The organism is Streptomyces sp. NPDC001100, assembly GCF_053598575.1.
Genome location: NZ_JBSFKO010000001.1, coordinates 446,198 through 462,864, shown reverse-complemented (window position 1 = coordinate 462,864; position 16,667 = coordinate 446,198). Strand labels below are relative to the sequence as shown.

Here is a 16,667-nt window from a genome sequence, read left to right as displayed (position 1 = left end):
ATAGGACTGCTGGGGCTGTTGGTGCCCCGGTGGGCGCGGGCTCCCCCGCCCGCACCCACCGGGGCGGTCTCGGTCAGGCCGCGCGCCGGGCCCGGCTGCGGTGGTCGCGGATGATCTCCGCGTACCGGTGGCCGGAGCCCTTGATCGTGCGGACCTGGGTGTCGTAGTCGACGTGGACCAGTCCAAAGCGCTTCTCGTAGCCGTACGCCCACTCGAAGTTGTCGAGCAGCGACCAGGCGAAGTACCCGGCCAGCGGGGCACCCTTGCGGGCCGCCGAGGCGCAGGCGGCGAGGTGCTGGACCAGGTAGTCCTGGCGCTCCGGGTCGTCGACGGTGCCGTCGGGGCGTACGACGTCGGGGAACGAGGAGCCGTTCTCGGTGACGTAGATCCGGCGCGGGTCGTACTCCTCGGTGAGGCGCAGCAGCAGGGTCTCGATGCCGGAGGCGTCGATCTCCCAGTCCATGCCGGTGCGAGGGACGTCGAGGCGGCGCACGGCGCGGGTGAAGGGGGCGGGGCCGGTGGGGTCGTCGGCGACGGTCGCCGGGAAGTAGTAGTTCAGGCCGAGCCAGTCCATCGGGGCGGCGATGGTCGCCAAGTCGCCCGGCTGCTCGGGGAGTTCGACGCCGTACGTCTCGACCATGTCGGCCGGGAAGCCGCGGCCGTGGACCGGGTCGAGCCACCAGCGGTTGACGTGGCCGTCCTGCCTGCGGGCGGCCTGCACGTCCTCGTCGCGGTCGCTGGCGGGGTACACCGTGGAGAGGTTGTTGACGATGCCGACCTGGGCGTTCGGGGCGGCGGCACGGATCGCCTGGGCGGCGAGGCCGTGGCCGAGGAGCAGGTGGTAGGAGGCTCGGACGGCGGCTGTTAGATCGGTCCAACCGGGTGCCATCTTGCCTTCGAGGTGGCCGATCCAGGCCGAGCAGGACGGCTCGTTGAGGGTCGTCCAGTGGGTGACGCGGTCGCCGAGCCGTTCGGCGACGACCGAGGCGTACGCGGCGAAGTGCTCGGCGGTCGCGCGCTCGGGCCAGCCGCCGCGGTCCTGGAGCGCCTGGGGCAGGTCCCAGTGGTAGAGGGTGACGGAGGGGGTGATGCCCGCCTCCAGGAGTCCGTCCACCAACTCGTCGTAGAACGCGAGGCCCTTGGGGTTGACCGGGCCGTCGCCGCCGGGGACCACCCGGGGCCAGGCGATCGACAACCGGTAGGCGTTGGCGCCGAGTCGGCGCATCAGACCGATGTCCTCGCGCCAGCGGTGGTAGTGGTCGCAGGCGACGTCGCCGTTGTCGTCGTTGTCGATCTTGCCGGGGGTGTGCGAGAAGGTGTCCCAGATCGACGGCGAACGCCCGTCCTCGGCGACGGCCCCCTCGATCTGGTACGCCGCGGTGGCCGTGCCCCACAGGAAGTCGTGCGGGAGTGCGGCGAAGTCGATGGTCACTGAAGTCCCTTTACGGTCAACGGAGTTGGTCGGGTCGGTCACTTGACGGCGCCCGCCGTCAGCCCGGCGACGAGATAGCGCTGCAGCAGCAGGAAGCCGGCGACCACGGGCACGCTGACGACCAGCGAGGCGGCCATGATCTGGTTCCAGTACACGTCGTTGAGCGTGGAGTAGCCCTGGAGTCCGACGGCGAGGGTGCGGGTGGAGTCGTTGGTCATCACGGAGGCGAAGAGGACCTCGCCCCACGCGGTCATGAAGGCGTAGACGGCGACCGCGACGATGCCGGGGATCGCGGCCGGTACGACGACCCGCAGCAGTGCGCCGAGCGGACCGCAGCCGTCCACCAGCGCCGCCTCGTCCAGGTCCTTCGGGACGGAGTCGAAGTAGCCGATCAGCATCCAGATGGAGAAGGGCAGCGAGAAGGTGAGATACGTCAGGATCAGGCCGCCGCGCGAGCCGAACAGGGCGATGCCCGTGGCGTTGCCGATGTTGACGTAGAGAAGGAACAGCGGGAGCAGGAAGAGGATGCCCGGGAACATCTGGGTCGACAGGACGGTGACCGTGAAGACGCGCTTGCCGCGGAACTCGTAGCGGCTGACGGCGTAGGCGGCGAAGACGGCGATGACCACCGAGCAGACCGTCGCGGCGACGGACACGATCAGCGAGTTCATGAAGTACTTCGCCAGCGGGACCGTCGACCAGATGTCGATGTACGGGCGGATCGTGAGCCCGCTCGGCAGCCAGCGGAACTTGCCCGTGACGTCCGAGAGCGGTTTCAGGGAGCTGGAGAGCATGACGTACACCGGCACCAGGACGAAGCCGGTGAGCAGGGTGAGGAAGATCCGCCGCGACCAGATGAAGGAGCGGGGCGGGGCCATGGGCGAGGTGGGGCTAGACATCGGCGGTTTTCCGTCCGCGTGAGGTGAACACGAGATACACGCCGGTGACGACGAGCAGGAACAGCAGCAGGAGGACCGACATCGCCGAGCCGGTGCCGAAGTTCCAGGTGACGAACGACGCCTGGTAGATGTGCACCGAGATGAGGTCCGCGGCCTCGGGGGCCGACCTGCCGAACAGGACGTACGGCGTGTTGAAGTCGTTGAACGTCCACAGGAACAGCACCAGGACCAGGACCTGGTTGACCGGGCGCAGGGACGGCAGGGTGATGCGGCGGATCTGCTGCAGGAGGCCGGCGCCGTCGATGGAGGCGGCCTCGTACAGCTCCTTGGGGATGTTCTGCAGGCCGGCCATCACGATGAGGAAGGCGAACGGCCAGCCCTTCCAGACCGAGACGATCAGCAGCGCGTAGAAGCTGTTGTCGCCGATCAGCCAGAACGACGGCTTGTCGGTGAGGTGCAGTTGGTCGTGCAGGACGTGGTTCACCAGGCCGTTGTCGTGCTGGAACATGAACACCCAGGTGATGACCGCCGCGTAGACCGGCAGCGCGTACGGGATGAGGAAGAGCGCTCTCAGAAAGCCACGGCCGCGGAAGTTGTCCTGCATGTAGATCGCGGTGACCGTGCCGATCAGCCAGCAGAAGGCGACCGAGAGCAGGGTGAAGCCGACGGTGACGAAGAAGGAGTGGAGGAGCGCCTTGCCCACGGGAGCGTCGAAGTCCACCGACACCTTGTAGTTGTCGAAGCCGGACCAGGGCGCGGTGCCCCAGTCGCGGATGTAGAACTGGGTGAGCTCCTTGAAGCTCATGACGATACCGATGACCATCGGCACCAGGTGGACCAGGAGTTCGAGGACCAGCGCGGGCAGGAGCAGCAGGTAGGGCAGTCCGATACGGCGGATCCGTTCGCCGCGCCGCCGGCGCGGGCCGGGGGCCGCCGGGTCGGAAGGGTTCTTCCGCACGGCGGCCTCCGGGGTGACAGTGCTCGTCACAGTCGCACTCACTTCGCCGGCATCTGCTGCTGGGCCTTTTCGAGCTCCGCCTTGACCGAGGCGGTGGTGACCGCGCGTCCGGCGGCGGCATCGGCGAACAGGTTCTTGACGGCCGTACCGACCGCCGTCTCGAACTGCGACTCGTCGGCGACCTGCGGCAGCGCGGCGGCGCTGGTGGCGAGAGTGTTCTTCAGGACGGCGTTCGCGGGGGTGTTGAACGCGGTGTCCGTCTGCGCGGTCTTGACCGGCGGGATGGAGCTGTAGGCGGTGTTGAGGATCTTCTGCTCGGCGTCGCTCGTCATGAACTTCACGAACTTGGTGGAACCGTCCAAGTTGTTCGTGTTCTTGAAGACGGCCAGGTTGATGCCGGCCACCATCGAGTTGACCTGCGTGCCGGTGCCGGGGGTGCCGGACTGCACGGGTATCGGGGCGATGCCGTACGCGCTGTCGCTCATGCCCTGGGACTTGAGGTTGGCGGACGCGGACTGCCACATCAGCATCGCCGTCTTGCCCTTGGCGAAGTCGCTCACGGACTGGTTCTGCGCGTACTCGGCGTTGCCGACCGGGATGACCTTGTCCTTGGCCATCAGGTCGACGTACTGCTTGACGGCCGCCACCACACCGTCGTTGGTGAAGTCGGCCTTTCCGTCGGCGGTGAAGAAGTCGGCGCCGTGCTGCTTGGCGAAGACGAAGGTGTGGTGGATGTTCTCGGAGACGTTGGCGCCCTCGGCGCCGAGGACCTGCTTGCCCTTCGCCTGGATCTTCTTGCCGTCTGCCACCAACTCGGCCCAGGTGGCGGGGGGTTGGGCAATGCCCGCGTCGGCGAAGATCTGCTTGTTGTAGTAGAGCGCGTACGCCATCGAGTAGAGCGGGACAGCGGCCGGGTCCTTGCCGGTGGCGCCGGTCGAGCCGAGCGCGGAGTCGACGAAGCGGTCCTTGCCGCCGATCTTCGCGAAGTTGGCCGCGTTCCACGGCAGGAAGGCGCCGGTGGCCTGGAGGGAGGCGCTCCAGGTGTTGCCTATGTTCAGGACGTCGGGGCCCTGGCCGGAAGTCGTCGCGGTCAGGATCCGGTTGAGCAGGTCGGACCAGGGCACGACCTCCAGCTTCACCGTGATGCCGGTCTGCTTCTTGAACTTGTCGAGCTCGGGCTGCAGGACCTTCTTGTCGATCGCGATGCTGGCGCCCTGGTTGGAGGCCCAGTAGGTGAGCGTCTTGGGCGAGTCGTTGGATCCCCCACCCGTGGACGAACCGCCTCCGCAGGCCGTGGCCGCCAGGGCGATTGACATGGTGACGGCGCCTACGGCCGCGGCTCGGATGCTGCGCATACTCCGGGTGTCCCTTCAGGGAATGCACTCACGACTTAATTTAGGACGTGAGTTAAACCTCGGAAGGAAGACGCGTCAAGAGTTTGGACGCCACTCGTCGAACTCGGTCGTACCTCTTGACGGCCGCGTTCACGGACCTGAAGCATTCCCCCGCGAGAGAGCGCTCCCAACCCCACCGGCGTTCATTTCATGAACAAGGAGAGCCGCCTTATGTCCTCAGTGCGACGCAGAACCGTTCTCGGCGCGGCCGCGGCCGCATCGGCGCTGGCCGGCCTGCCCACCGCCGCCTCCGCCGCCGCCTCCACCCCCACCCCCACCGCGGTGACACCGCGCGCCCTGCCCGGAGGCGGCGACCTCGGTCCGAACGTCATCGTCTTCGACCCGTCGACCGCCGGCATCCAGGCCAAGCTGGACCAGGTCTTCGCCCAGCAGGAGACGGCCCAGTTCGGCACCGGCCGCTACGCCTTCTTCTTCAAGCCCGGCACCTACTCCGGGCTCAACGCCCAGCTCGGCTTCTACACCTCGATCGCGGGCCTCGGCCTCTCCCCCGACGACACAACCATCAACGGCGACGTCACCGTCGACGCGGGCTGGTTCAACGGCAACGCCACCCAGAACTTCTGGCGTTCGGCGGAGAACCTCGCGCTCGTGCCCGTCAGCGGAACCAACAGGTGGGCCGTGGCTCAGGCGGCCCCCTTCCGTCGTATGCACGTACGCGGCAACCTCAACCTCGCGCCCAACGGCTACGGTTGGGCCAGCGGCGGCTACATCGCCGACAGCCGGATCGACGGCCAGGTCCAGCCGTACTCGCAGCAGCAGTGGTACACCCGGGACAGCGCGATCGGCAGCTGGCTCAACGGCGTCTGGAACATGGTCTTTTCGGGCGTCCAGGGCGCCCCCGCCCAGAGCTTCCCGAACCCCGTGTACACCACCCTCGCCACGACCCCCGTCTCCCGCGAGAAGCCCTTCCTCTACCTCAACGGCACCGAGTACCGCGTCTTCCTCCCCGAGAAGCGCACCAACGCGAGTGGCGTGACCTGGGGCAACGGCACCCCGCGCGGCACCTCGCTGTCGCTGTCGCAGTTCTACGTCGCGAAGCCGGGCGTCACGGCGGCGACCCTCAACCAGGCTCTCACGCAGGGACTTCACCTCCTGCTGACGCCGGGCATCTACCATCTCGACCAGCCGATCCAGGTGAACCGCGCCAACACCGTTGTCCTGGGCCTGGGTTACGCGACTCTCGTCCCCGACAACGGAGTCACGGCCCTGAAGACCGCCGACGTGGACGGCGTACGCCTGGCCGGGTTTCTGATCGACGCGGGCACGGTCAACTCCAACACCCTGCTGGAAGTGGGCCCTTCGGGCACGACGAAGGACCACTCCGCCAACCCGACCACCGTGCAGGACGTGTTCGTCCGCATCGGCGGCGCGGGCGCGGGCAAGGCCACCACCAGCATGGTCATCAACAACCGGCACACCATCGTCGACCACACCTGGCTCTGGCGCGCCGACCACGGAACGGGCATCGGCTGGGACGTCAACCGGGCCGACTACGGCCTCGTCGTCAACGGCGCCGACGTACTGACCACCGGCCTGTTCGTCGAGCACTTCAACAAGTACGACGTGCAGTGGAACGGCGAGCGGGGCCGCACGATCTTCTTCCAGAACGAGAAGGCGTACGACGCCCCGAACCAGGCGGCCATCCAGAACGGCTCGATCAAGGGGTACGCGGCCTACAAGGTCGGTGACAACGTGACCGTGCACGAGGGCTGGGGCCTGGGCAGTTACTGCTACTACAACGTCGACCCGACGATCGTGCAGCACAACGGCTTCGCGGCCCCCAACCGTTCGGGCGTGAAGTTCCACGACCTGCTGGTCGTCTCGCTCGGCGGGCAGGGCCAGTACGAACACGTCATCAACGAGACGGGCGCGGCGACTTCGGGCACGTCGACGGTCCCGTCCACCGTGGTGTCGTACCCCTGAGGTCGTGGTGGGTGCGGGCCGGAGCTCCCCCTCCGGTCCGCACCCACCACCGTCACCCCCGTGGTGTGATCTCCGCCATCGGCGACCAGCCCCCGCCCTCCACCTCGACATGGATGATCTCGGGCGTCGCGGCGACGACGTCCGGCATCCATGCGATGGCGGCCTTGAAGTGCTCGGAGCCGACGTGGACGGCGCCGGCCTCCGGGGAGGCGAACGCCTCCAGCAGGACGAAGCGGTTGGGGTCGGCCGCGTCGACGGACCACTCGAAGAACAGGTTGCCGGGCTCGGCCCGGGTCGCGGCGGTGAACTCGGCGACCCGGTCCAGCCATTCGTCCCGGTACTCGGGGCGGACGGGGAACCGTACGGCGATGAAGATCATGCGGTGCTCCTGGGGTGTCGGGCCGACACGCGGAAACGTGCCGTTCCGAGCGTGCCTCCCACGGACAGGCGGCGGGAGGTGCCCCACCGTGGACACCTGCCCTACGGGGGCGGGCACCGGTTGGTTCACTACCGCGGCCGATGTCGGCGCACACCCCGTCCACGCGCCGGGGCACCGCCGCCGCACCCGCACCCACACCCACACCCACACCCACACCCACACCCACACCCACGCGGAGAGCGTCCCCCCGACACCACGGCGGGAGGCGCCCCCACGTGGAGACGTCTCCCGCCGTGCCCGCTACCGGGCCATCACCGCGCCCGGCACCCGCGCGTACCCCGTCGGCCGGGCCGTGAACGTGCCGCGGCCCTGGGTGCGGCTGCGCAACCTCGTCGCGTAGCCGAAGAGTTCGGCCAGCGGCACGGTCGCCGTGACGAGCGCGGTGCCCGTGCGGGTCGTCGAGCCGGTGATCCGGCCGCGGCGGGCGGCCAGGTCGCCGAGGACCGTGCCAACCGCGTCCTCGGGCACGGTGACCGTGACCTCGGCGACCGGTTCGAGGAGGACCGTCTCGCAGGCGCGCAACGCTTCCCGCAGGCCGAGGCGGCCGGCCGTGCGGAACGCCTGCTCCGAGGAGTCCTTCACATGGGTCGCCCCGTCGGTCAGCGTGACGCGCAGCCCGGTCACCGGGAACCCGCCGACCGGCCCCGCGGCGAGGGCGTCGCGGCAGCCGGCCTCCACCGAGCGGACGTACTCCTGCGGCACCCGCCCGCCGACGACCGCCGAACGGAACTCGAAATCCGAGCCCGAGCCCGAGCCGGTGCCGGTGCCGGTGCCGGTGCCGTCGAGCGGTTCCACGTCCAGTACGACGTGCGCGAACTGGCCTGAGCCGCCGTCCTGTTTGACGTGCCGGAACACGAAACCGGACACCCCGCGCACCACCGTCTCCCGGTGGGCCACCCTCGGCCGGCCGACGTCGACCTCGACCCCGGTGGCCAGGCGGATCTTCTCCACCGCGACCTCCAGGTGCAGTTCGCCCATGCCGGACAGGACCGTCTGACCGGTCTCGGCGTCGGTCCGCACGACCAGCGACGGGTCCTCCTCGGCCAGTCGGGCGAGCGCCGACGCCAGCCGTTCGGTGTCGGCGCTCCTGCGGGCCTCGACCGCCACCGAGACCACCGGGTCGGCGACCGCGGGCGGTTCGAGGACGAGCGGGGCGTCGGGCGCGCACAGGGTCGAACCGGCGCGGACGGACTTGAGTCCGGCCACGGCGACGATGTCCCCGGCGAACGCCCGCTCCAGCCGTTCGTGCCGGTCGGCCTGCACCCGCAGGATCCGCCCGATCCGCTCGGTGCGCCGTGTGCCCGGATCCCACACTGTGTCGCCCCTCTCGATCGTGCCCGAGTAGATCCGCAGATACGTCAGCCGTCCGGTCCCCGCCGCGCTCACCTTGAACGCCAGGGCGGACAACGGCACTTGGGGATCGGCAGCCCGCTCCTGTTCGCCGCCGTCGTACGTTCCCCGGACCGGGGGCACGTCCAACGGCGAGGGGAGGTACGCCACCACGGCGTCCAGCAGCGGTTCGATGCCCCGGTTGCGGTAGGCCGAGCCGCACAGCACGACCACACCGTCGCCGGTACGGGTCAGGTCGCGCAGTGCCGCGCTCAACGTCGTTGCGGACAGGGTGGATTCGGCGCAGAACTCCTCCAGCGCACCCGGATGCAGTTCCGCCACCGCCTCCTCCAGCAGCCGCCGACGCCGCCGTGCCTCCGCCAACAGGCCGTCCGGCACCGGGACTTCGGCCGCCGGGCCGTCCGTGTCCGGCCACACCAGCGCCCGTAGGCGCAGCAGGTCGACGACTCCGGTGAAGCCGCCCTCCGTGCCGATCGGCAACTGCACCACCAGCGGCGCCGGATGGAGCCGTTCGCGGATGGAGGCGACGGCCGTGTCGAGGTCGGCGCCCGCGCGGTCCAGCTTGTTGACGAAGGCGATGCGCGGCACGCCGTACCGGTCGGCCTGGCGCCACACCGACTCGCTCTGCGGCTCCACGCCCGCGACGGCGTCGAACACGGCGATCGCGCCGTCGAGGACGCGCAGTGAGCGCTCCACCTCGTCGGCGAAGTCGACGTGTCCCGGGGTGTCGATGAGGTTGACGCGGTGGCCGTCCCAGGCGCAGCTGACGGCCGCGGCGAAGATGGTGATGCCGCGGTCGCGTTCCTGGGGGTCGAAGTCGGTGACGGTGGTGCCGTCGTGGACCTCACCGCGCTTGTGCGTGGTGCCGGTGAGGTAGAGGAACCGCTCGGTGACGGTGGTCTTGCCTGCGTCGACGTGGGCGAGGATGCCCAGGTTGCGGACGGCGGCGAGCGGGTTGGTGACAGGGCGTTCGGTGCGCACGGCCCGTGGCCTTTCGAGAGTGATTCCGTGCAGGGCGGCGCGATTCCCGTACGAGAAAAGGGAGTTGACGTGAAGTCAGGTACTCAGCTGCTCGTCACGGGTGTCCGGTACCGACCGCGCGGCGGGTACCGGAGGGACGAGGACAGGAGCAGAACGGCGGTGCGGTCACGCACGGCGGGCTCCCCTCACTCGTCAACGGATGTGGCGAGTGTAGGGAAGCCCGGGGTGGTGGGGCATGCGATTTATCGGGGAGCGGGCGGTCAGGCGCAGGTAGGCACTCCGTCGAGCCACGCCGGGCCCTGGATGTAGATGTTGGTCATCCATGCCTTGTAGTCGGGCAGATAGGCCCAGGCGTCGTTGGTGTAGCCGTCGGCGGTGACGACCTCGGCGTGCTTCTGGCACTCGACGCGGATGGTGGTCGAGTCCGGGAACGCGTAGACGCGTCCGGCACCGACGGAGGGCGCCGTCTTGGTCCAGACGCCGGTGCCCCAGGTCTGGAAGACATGCCCGGTGACGGCACCGGTGTTGACGCGGACGGCGCCGAAGTAGTCGCCGCCCAGGCGGACGTCACTGACCATCAGATGGGTGCCGGACTGCTTCGCCTCGACCATCTTGCCCGCGCCGAGGTAGATCGCGATGTGGTGCAGGTCCGCCGAGGTGCCGTAGGCGAGCAGGTCGCCGGGGAGCAGCGGGGCCGTGCCCTGGGCGGCGGTGAAGCGGGCCGCCGCGCGGGTGGTGTAGTACTGCCGGCTCGCGTCGCCGTTCAGGATGTCGGAGCCGGCGGCCTGCGCGTAGGCGTAGCGGACCAGGCCCGAGCAGTCGAAACCGAGCCGCTCCGGGTCGTGTTCGCTGGCCGGGTCGGTGGGGTCGACCTGGCCGTAGGTGGCGCCGGGCCGGTCGCCGTGGCCGCCGCCCCACGTGTACCAGGTGCCCGCGTCGACCTGGGCGCAGGCGGCGGCGATCGCGCGCTCGGCAGCGGCCGAGCCGCCGGGGGCGAGGACTGCGCAGCCGCTCGCCGCCGGGGCGGCCGGGGCGGCGACGGCCGCGGGTGTCCAGAGGAGGAGGGCGAAGAGCCCGATGAGTGTGCCGATGATTCCGGTCCGCCGGAGCATGCCGGGACCCCCGTTTCCTGTGGTCCGTGAGTGGTCGTCCCCCAGCCTGCCGAGCAGGGCCCGGCCGGTCGAGAGTCCGGCCGCACCCCACCCCGAAGGGCAACGGGAAACCCTTGGGAAACCCCCTCCCACCAGCGGCACTTGATGCTCCGTCCTCAGGGCTTCGCACAGCCGGAGGCGCGGGACACGGGCAGTCCCGGCATCAACTCGCCGCGCTCGCGCGGGCCGAGTGCCCTGCGCAGCCGGCAGATCCGGGCGAGGCGCGCGCCGGGGTCCAGGTCCCACAGACGGACGGTGCCGTCGTTGCTGCTGCTCGCCAGGGTCCGCCCGTCCGGGGCGAACACGACGCCCCACACCGCGTTGGTGTGCCCGGTGAGCGCGGCCCACGGCCGCCTTCCGGACACGTCCCACAGGCGGACCGTACGGTCGCTGCCGCTGCTGGCGAGGAGGCGGCCGTCCGGTGAGAAGGCGATGCCGCGGACCGATCCGGTGTGGCCGCTCAGGGAGGCCGCGGGACGGCGGTGGCGGACGTCCCACAGGCGGACGGTGCCGTCGTTGCCGCCGCTCGCGAGGGTGTTGCCGTCGGGGCTGAAGGCCACTCCCCTGACGGCGCCGGTGTGTCCGGTCAGGGTGGCGAGCCGGCGGCGCGTGGCCGTGTCCCACAGCCGTACGGTCAGGTCGTCGCCCGCGCTGGCCAGGGTGCGGCCGTCGGGGCTGAAGGCGATGTCGTTGACGGAGTCCGTGTGGCCCTCCAGGACGGCGAGGCGCCGGTGGGTCGCGAGGTCCCAGAGGCGAACCGTGCGGTCGGCACCCGCGGAGGCGAGGGTGCGGCCGTCGGGCGCGAACGCGACCGAGAAGACGTCCCCGGTGTGTCCGGTGAGCGTGGCGAGCGCGCGCCGCCCCGGAACGTTCCAGAGCCGGATCGTGCCGTCGGAGCCGGCCGACGCGAGGGTGCGGCCGTCGGGCGCGAACGCCACCGAGAAGACGCTCTCGCGGTGGCCGGTGAACGTGGTCACGACCCGGCGCCGGGCCACGTCCCACAGCCGTACGGTGTGGTCGGCGTCGGCGGTCGCGAGAAGTCTTCCGTCCGGGCTGTACGCGGACTGCGAGACCTCGGTGAAGGGGCGCGGGGTCAGCACCGGGCCGCGCAGGTCCCACAGCACCACGGACTGGTCGAACCCGCCGGTGGCCAGCGTCGTCCCGCTCGCGTTCACGGCGACGGACATCACGTAGTCGGTGTGCCCGGTGAGGATCGCGGCCGTCCGTCCGGTGCGCACGTCCCACAGCCGGGTCGTGCCGTCGCCGCCCGCGCTGACGACGGTGGCGCCGTCGGGCGTGTAGGCGACGGCGTTGATGTCGTCGCTGTGTCCGGTCAGGGTCGCGGTGGACCGGTGCGAGGCCACGTCCCACAGCCGTACGGTCCGGTCGACGCCGCCGGAGGCCAGGCTCCGCCCGTCCGGGGCGAACGCCACCCCGAGCACTTCGTCGGTGTGCCCCCTGAGGACGGCGAGGGGGCGGGCCCGGTCGGTGTCCCACAGCCGCACGGTCCGGTCGGAGCCGCCCGAGGCGAGGGTCCGTCCGTCGCGGGCGTAGGCCAGCGTGTCGACCCGGCCGGTGTGCCCGACGAGCCGGATCCCGGAGGGGTGGCTGCCCCCGGTGTCCCAGAGTTGGACCGTTCCGTCGTCGGCGGCGATCGCGAGGGTACGACCGCGCGGGTCGAAGGCGAGCGCGCGGGCGCCCCTGGTGCCGGCGGGGAGGAGGGTCCGCAGCCGGTGGTCGGCGGTGCCCCAGATCCGGACCGGCCCGTCCGAGGAGGTTGCCGCGAGCACGGTCCCGTCGGGGCTGAAGGCGACCGACCGCACGCGGCCGGGAACGGGGAGCGTGGCGGTCGTACGGTGGTCGCTCGTCCGCCGCAGTTGGACCGCTCCATGTGCGCCGGCCGTCGCCAGCAGTGTGCCGTCGGGGTTGAAGGCGACGGCGTTGACCGGGCCGTGCCGGCCGACGAGGCGGGCGGAGAAGGCCTGGGCCTGGGTGCTCAGCAGGGCGCCGCGTGCCTCGGGGGTGGCGTCGGTGCGGTAGGCCTCCTCGGCGAGCAGCATCGACGCCTCGGGCCGGCCGCCGGCCAGGGAGGTGGACTGGACGGCGAGGGCCTGGGAGCGGGCGACGCGTTCCTGGTCGAGGGCGCCGGCGCGCTGCTGGTAGGCGAGGCCGCCGGCGGTGACGGCGAGGCCGAGGAGGACGGCGAGGGTGGCGAACAGGGCCTGCCGGAACCGGATCTGACGCCTCGCCAGCTGTACCCGGGTGTCCTCCTCGGCCTGGCTGGCGCGCAGGAAGGCCTCTTCGCGGGGGCCGAGGCGGCTGCGGCCGTCGAGTTCGTCGGCCCAGGCGCGGACGGTGTCGAGGCGGGTGCCCCGGTAGAGGGCGGACGGGTCGCGGTGCTCGCGCTCCCATTCGGCGGCGGCGTGGGCGAGTTGCTGGTGGAGGAGGAGTCCGGCCCGGTCGGCGTGGATCCAGTCGCGCAGCCGGGGCCAGGCGTGCAGCAGGGCTTCGTGGGTGATCTCGACGGTGTCGCGGTCCACGGTGACGAGGCGGGCCCGCACGAACACGTCGAGGGCGGCCGACGCGGCGTCCGCGTCGGCGAGTTGTTCCGTCAACGCGCTGCGGCCGGCTCGGCGCCGGGTCGCCGCGGTCCCCTCGTCGGAGACGTGGACGAGCCGGGACAGGATCCGCCGGATGGTCTTCTGCTCGGCCGGGTAGAGCTGGGCGAACACGGTCTCGGCGGTGCGGGCGACGGCGCCCTGGATGCCTCCGGTGCGTTCGTATCCGGCGACGGTGAGGGTGGTGTCCTCGCGTTGCTGCCAGGTGGCGAGGAGGGCGTGGGAGACGAGGGGCAGGGCGCCGGACGGGGTGGCGTCGGGGGTGGCGGCGCGGGTCGTGGTGCCGGTCTCGTCGCGCAGGCCGGCGTCGCGCAACAGGAGCGGGACCAGGCCGGGTTCGAGGGTGATGCCGGCGAGTTCGGCTGGGCGGGTGATGGATTCGCGCAGTTCCGCGACGGACATGGGGAGCAGGACGAACAGGCCGTCGGTGAACACCGGGGCGAGTTCGGGCAGTTCGAGGCAGCGGCCGGAGAAGTCGGCGCGGACGCCGAGGACGACGACGGCGGGGTCCGGGCCGGTGGACAGCGCGCGCAGGACTCGTACGAAGGTCCGTCTCTCCTGCTCGTCGGAGCAGAGGGTGAACAGTTCCTCGAACTGGTCGACCAGCAGCACCGGCCGGACCGGTGGCGGGCGGCGGCCGTCGGGGCCGGGCGGCGGGCCGTCCGAGCGGGCGCGGACGGCTTCCAGGAACGTGTCGGGGCTCTCGGCCAACTGCCGTGCGGTGAGGTCGAGATCGCTGCCGAGGACCTTCGCCGTCCGTTCGAGGAGTTCGTCCAGCGGACGGGCGGTGGGGGTGAGGGCGATCACGGGCCAGCGGTCGGCGCCCGGCATCGGGAAGCCGCCGGGGCGGCGCAGGGCCGGTACGAGGCCGGCGCTGAGCAGGGAGGACTTGCCGGCGCCGGACGGGGCGACGAGCAACAGCGGTCCGCCGCCCAGGCGTTGGAAGACCCGCTCGACCAGCGCGGCCGTGGCCCGCTCCCGGCCGAAGAACCAGCCCGCGTCCTCGGGGGTGAACGCCGAGAGGCCGCGGTAGGGGCAGGTGGGAGCGGTGACATCGTTGCCCCGCTCCCGGCCCGGTTGTTCCACCAGCCGAAGCAACTCGCCCTCGGCGCGCAGGATGTGGTCGCACTGGCGGGCGACGTCGAGGGTCGCGCGCTTGACGCCGGTCTCGATCTTGCTGAGATAGCCCTTGCTGTAGTGCGTCCGGTGCGCGAGGTCGGAGAGCGACAGCCCGCGTTCCCGGCGCAGCCGTCTGAGCTGCACCGGAAAGGACGGTGTGGTCTGCGCGGGGCTTTCCGGGTGGTCGGTCCGGTCGGCGCCCGCGTGTTCGTGGTGCTGATCCCCCAAGTCGTCCCCCTGGTCATGACCCGTCCGGATCGTGAGACGGCGGATGCCCAGGTTACTGCGGGGGTCCGACAGGGAGACAGGACTTCACCCGGAGTGGCGGAAACGGAACTGCCGGGACCGGGGTGGACCGGTCCCGGCAGTGCTCCCCCGTGGTGAAGGATCCCGCTACGGCCTGTTGAGGGTGATGGAGTTGATGGGCGTGAAGTCGCGGAGGAGGCCGTTGTTCTCGGCGATCGTCTCGGTGCAGTTCGTGCCGTTGTACCCGTTGCACAGGCTCACGGACGCGCCGCCGTACTGGTTGTTGAGGATCCAGTGCTTGCCGACCTGGTTGCTGAGGTTGTGGGCGCCGTAGCTGTAGTACACGTCGGTCGGGTGCGGGTTGTCCTTCGGGACCACTCCCTCGCCGTAGATGCAGACCGCCCCGGACGGACATCCGTCCCAGGGGACGGTGCCGGCGGGCTTTGCCTGGGCTGCCCCGCTCATCGCCACCAGTGCGGTGGCCGCGGTGGCGAATACGGCGGCGGCGCGGAACGTCTTGCGCATGCTTCCCCCTAGCGGGTCTCCTGCGGTGTCGCAGGCCGTGCTCGGTGCTGTCGGAGATCAGCCTGACCCGAGGGACTCCCGGGGTCGACGGGTTTCCTGTTGCCCGTCCTGGGGACGACCGGGAAACCCGGGGTGAGCAGGGGGTTTGCGGGTCGGCGGTCAACCGGCGAGTCGCTCGGTCGGCCGTCGTGGGCCCAGTCCCAGTCGCTTCAGCGCGTAGTTGTCCAGCCGGCTCAACAGGCCGCTGAGGACGAGGGTCATCACCACCAGGACGATGAGGCCGGCGAACTCGGTCGCGGCGTCGAGGTTCATGGCCGAGGTGAAGAGTTCATGGCCGACGCCCTCGGAGGAGGCGACGAACTCGCCGCCGATGACGCCGAGGATCGCGAGCGGGCCGCCGGTCTTCAGGGCCGCGAAGAAGGGGGGCGGCCACGGTGGGGATGGTGACGTAGCCGAGGACGTGGCGGCGGCCGCCCATCACCTGGACGATCTCGACGAGTTCGCGTTCCCACAGGCGCAGGCCGAGGTAGACGTTGCAGGAGACGACGAAGGACACGCCCGTCACCGCGATGTTGATCTTCGACCAGGGGCCGATGCCGAAGAACAGCGGGAAGAGCGGGGCGAGGGCGATCTTGGGGATGCCGTTGACGGCGGCCATCAGGGGTTCAGGGACCCGGCCCGCGAGCGGGAAGGAGCCCAGGACCAGGCCCATCACCGTGCCGAGGACCACGCCGATGGCGAATCCGGCGGCGATCTCGATCGACGTCACCCTGATGTCGGTCCACCCGGAGGAGGAGCCGAGCAACTTCCACAGGGCATGCGACACGTCGGCCGGTTTGCTGACGGCGTACTCCGGGACGACCGGGCCGCTCATCACCTGCCAGAGGAGCAGGCAGAGCGCGATCACCGCGAGACGCAGGACCACCACGACGGCGGTCTCGCGCCGGCGGGCGGCCGGGTGCGACGACGACCTGGTGCGGGTGCGGGCCCGACTGGCGGGGGCTGGGCCCCGATCCGGTGTCGACCACGACCGACAAGGGTTCGCCGAGTGTGCCGTCCCGGTGGATCGGGAGCGAAGTGGTGAGGCCCGCCTCGAAGTTGGCGACCAGGAGAGTGCGCGAGGACCGGTCCACGCCGAGGTACGACAGGCCGCCGCCGGCCGTGGCTCCGCCGTCCGTCCTCACCCGGCCGAGCTGTGCGAGCGCGCCGGTCGTGCGGTCGACGGCGAAGGCGGTGACGATTCCGCCGTTCAGCCGGCCGCCGACGTAGAGCAGCGGGCGGTCCGGATGTGCCGTCACCCAGCCCGAACTGACCTGTGCCACCGGCCCGTTGGACGTCAGGACTCCGTCAACGGGGTCGAACCGGACCCCATGGACCTGCCCGCCGTTCCAGCTGCCGACGTAGAGCAGGTCGGGTCTCGCCCGTGGAGTGGCTTCGGCGCGCCGCGCTCCGACGGCCAGCGGCGCGGTCGCCGCGGTCGCGGTCGCCGTCATGGCGCCCAATATCGTTCTGCGGGACACAGCCCCTTTGATCCCGGCCGTGGGAAGCAACAGTTGTCGCGATGCGCGCGGCCGTCCACAGCGCGTACGAAGCTGTGCGTGCGGGCCGCGC

12 protein-coding genes and 1 pseudogene are annotated in these 16,667 nt (G+C 70.9%); 1 reads left to right on the top strand and 12 read right to left on the bottom strand.

What is annotated here, in order from left to right; all coding sequences use genetic code 11:
* Positions 1-73 precede the first annotated feature (73 nt).
* From ACWDEW_RS02050 to ACWDEW_RS02035, 4 genes are read right to left on the bottom strand one after another with little or no spacing between them, the layout of a single operon-like run.
* Positions 74-1,432, bottom strand: coding sequence for a GH1 family beta-glucosidase (locus tag ACWDEW_RS02050; RefSeq protein WP_450508664.1), 1,359 nt, complete (start codon positions 1,430-1,432; stop codon positions 74-76).
* Between the two features lie 38 nt (positions 1,433-1,470).
* Positions 1,471-2,331, bottom strand: coding sequence for a carbohydrate ABC transporter permease (locus ACWDEW_RS02045; protein ID WP_078532652.1), 861 nt, complete (start codon positions 2,329-2,331; stop codon positions 1,471-1,473).
* Positions 2,324-3,319 (bottom strand): carbohydrate ABC transporter permease, encoded by a 996-nt coding sequence (locus ACWDEW_RS02040; protein ID WP_450508662.1) that lies wholly within the window; start codon positions 3,317-3,319, stop codon positions 2,324-2,326. The genes ACWDEW_RS02045 and ACWDEW_RS02040 overlap by 8 nt, the downstream gene beginning before the upstream one ends.
* A gap of 8 nt (positions 3,320-3,327) precedes the next feature.
* Positions 3,328-4,644, bottom strand: a complete 1,317-nt coding sequence (locus tag ACWDEW_RS02035) for an ABC transporter substrate-binding protein (protein ID WP_450508660.1) — start codon at positions 4,642-4,644, stop codon at positions 3,328-3,330.
* 210 nt (positions 4,645-4,854) lie between these two features.
* On the opposite strand from ACWDEW_RS02035, the gene ACWDEW_RS02030 reads away from it, so the two are divergent.
* Positions 4,855-6,627 carry a coagulation factor 5/8 type domain-containing protein gene (locus tag ACWDEW_RS02030; protein WP_450508658.1) on the top strand — a complete coding sequence of 591 codons (1,773 nt, stop codon included), beginning with the start codon at positions 4,855-4,857 and terminating at the stop codon, positions 6,625-6,627.
* A 52-nt stretch (positions 6,628-6,679) separates the two neighbouring features.
* Here the strand turns inward: ACWDEW_RS02030 and ACWDEW_RS02025 are convergent, their stop codons facing one another.
* The 8 genes and pseudogenes from ACWDEW_RS02025 to ACWDEW_RS01990 all read right to left on the bottom strand — a co-directional run.
* On the bottom strand, positions 6,680-7,006 hold the full coding sequence (locus ACWDEW_RS02025) for a putative quinol monooxygenase (RefSeq protein ID WP_450508657.1): 327 nt from the start codon (positions 7,004-7,006) through the stop codon (positions 6,680-6,682).
* A 300-nt stretch (positions 7,007-7,306) separates the two neighbouring features.
* Positions 7,307-9,397: an elongation factor G gene (gene fusA, locus ACWDEW_RS02020; RefSeq protein WP_450508655.1), complete on the bottom strand. Its 2,091-nt coding sequence runs from the start codon at positions 9,395-9,397 to the stop codon at positions 7,307-7,309.
* A 260-nt stretch (positions 9,398-9,657) separates the two neighbouring features.
* Positions 9,658-10,509, bottom strand: coding sequence for an NlpC/P60 family protein (locus ACWDEW_RS02015; protein ID WP_450508653.1), 852 nt, complete (start codon positions 10,507-10,509; stop codon positions 9,658-9,660).
* Positions 10,510-10,664: 155 nt separating this feature from the next.
* Positions 10,665-14,513 carry a WD40 repeat domain-containing protein gene (locus ACWDEW_RS02010; RefSeq protein WP_450508651.1) on the bottom strand — a complete coding sequence of 1,283 codons (3,849 nt, stop codon included), beginning with the start codon at positions 14,511-14,513 and terminating at the stop codon, positions 10,665-10,667.
* A gap of 165 nt (positions 14,514-14,678) precedes the next feature.
* A complete protein-coding gene (locus ACWDEW_RS02005; RefSeq protein ID WP_450508649.1) occupies positions 14,679-15,056 on the bottom strand; it encodes a hypothetical protein in 378 nt (125 codons plus the stop codon).
* A gap of 159 nt (positions 15,057-15,215) precedes the next feature.
* On the bottom strand, positions 15,216-15,368 hold the full coding sequence (locus ACWDEW_RS02000) for a hypothetical protein (protein ID WP_450508647.1): 153 nt from the start codon (positions 15,366-15,368) through the stop codon (positions 15,216-15,218).
* Between the two features lie 16 nt (positions 15,369-15,384).
* Positions 15,385-15,984, bottom strand: coding sequence for an ABC transporter permease (locus tag ACWDEW_RS01995; RefSeq protein ID WP_450508760.1), 600 nt, complete (start codon positions 15,982-15,984; stop codon positions 15,385-15,387).
* A gap of 88 nt (positions 15,985-16,072) precedes the next feature.
* Positions 16,073-16,549: pseudogene (locus ACWDEW_RS01990) on the bottom strand (lactonase family protein); the annotation flags it as partial.
* Positions 16,550-16,667: the final 118 nt, after the last annotated feature.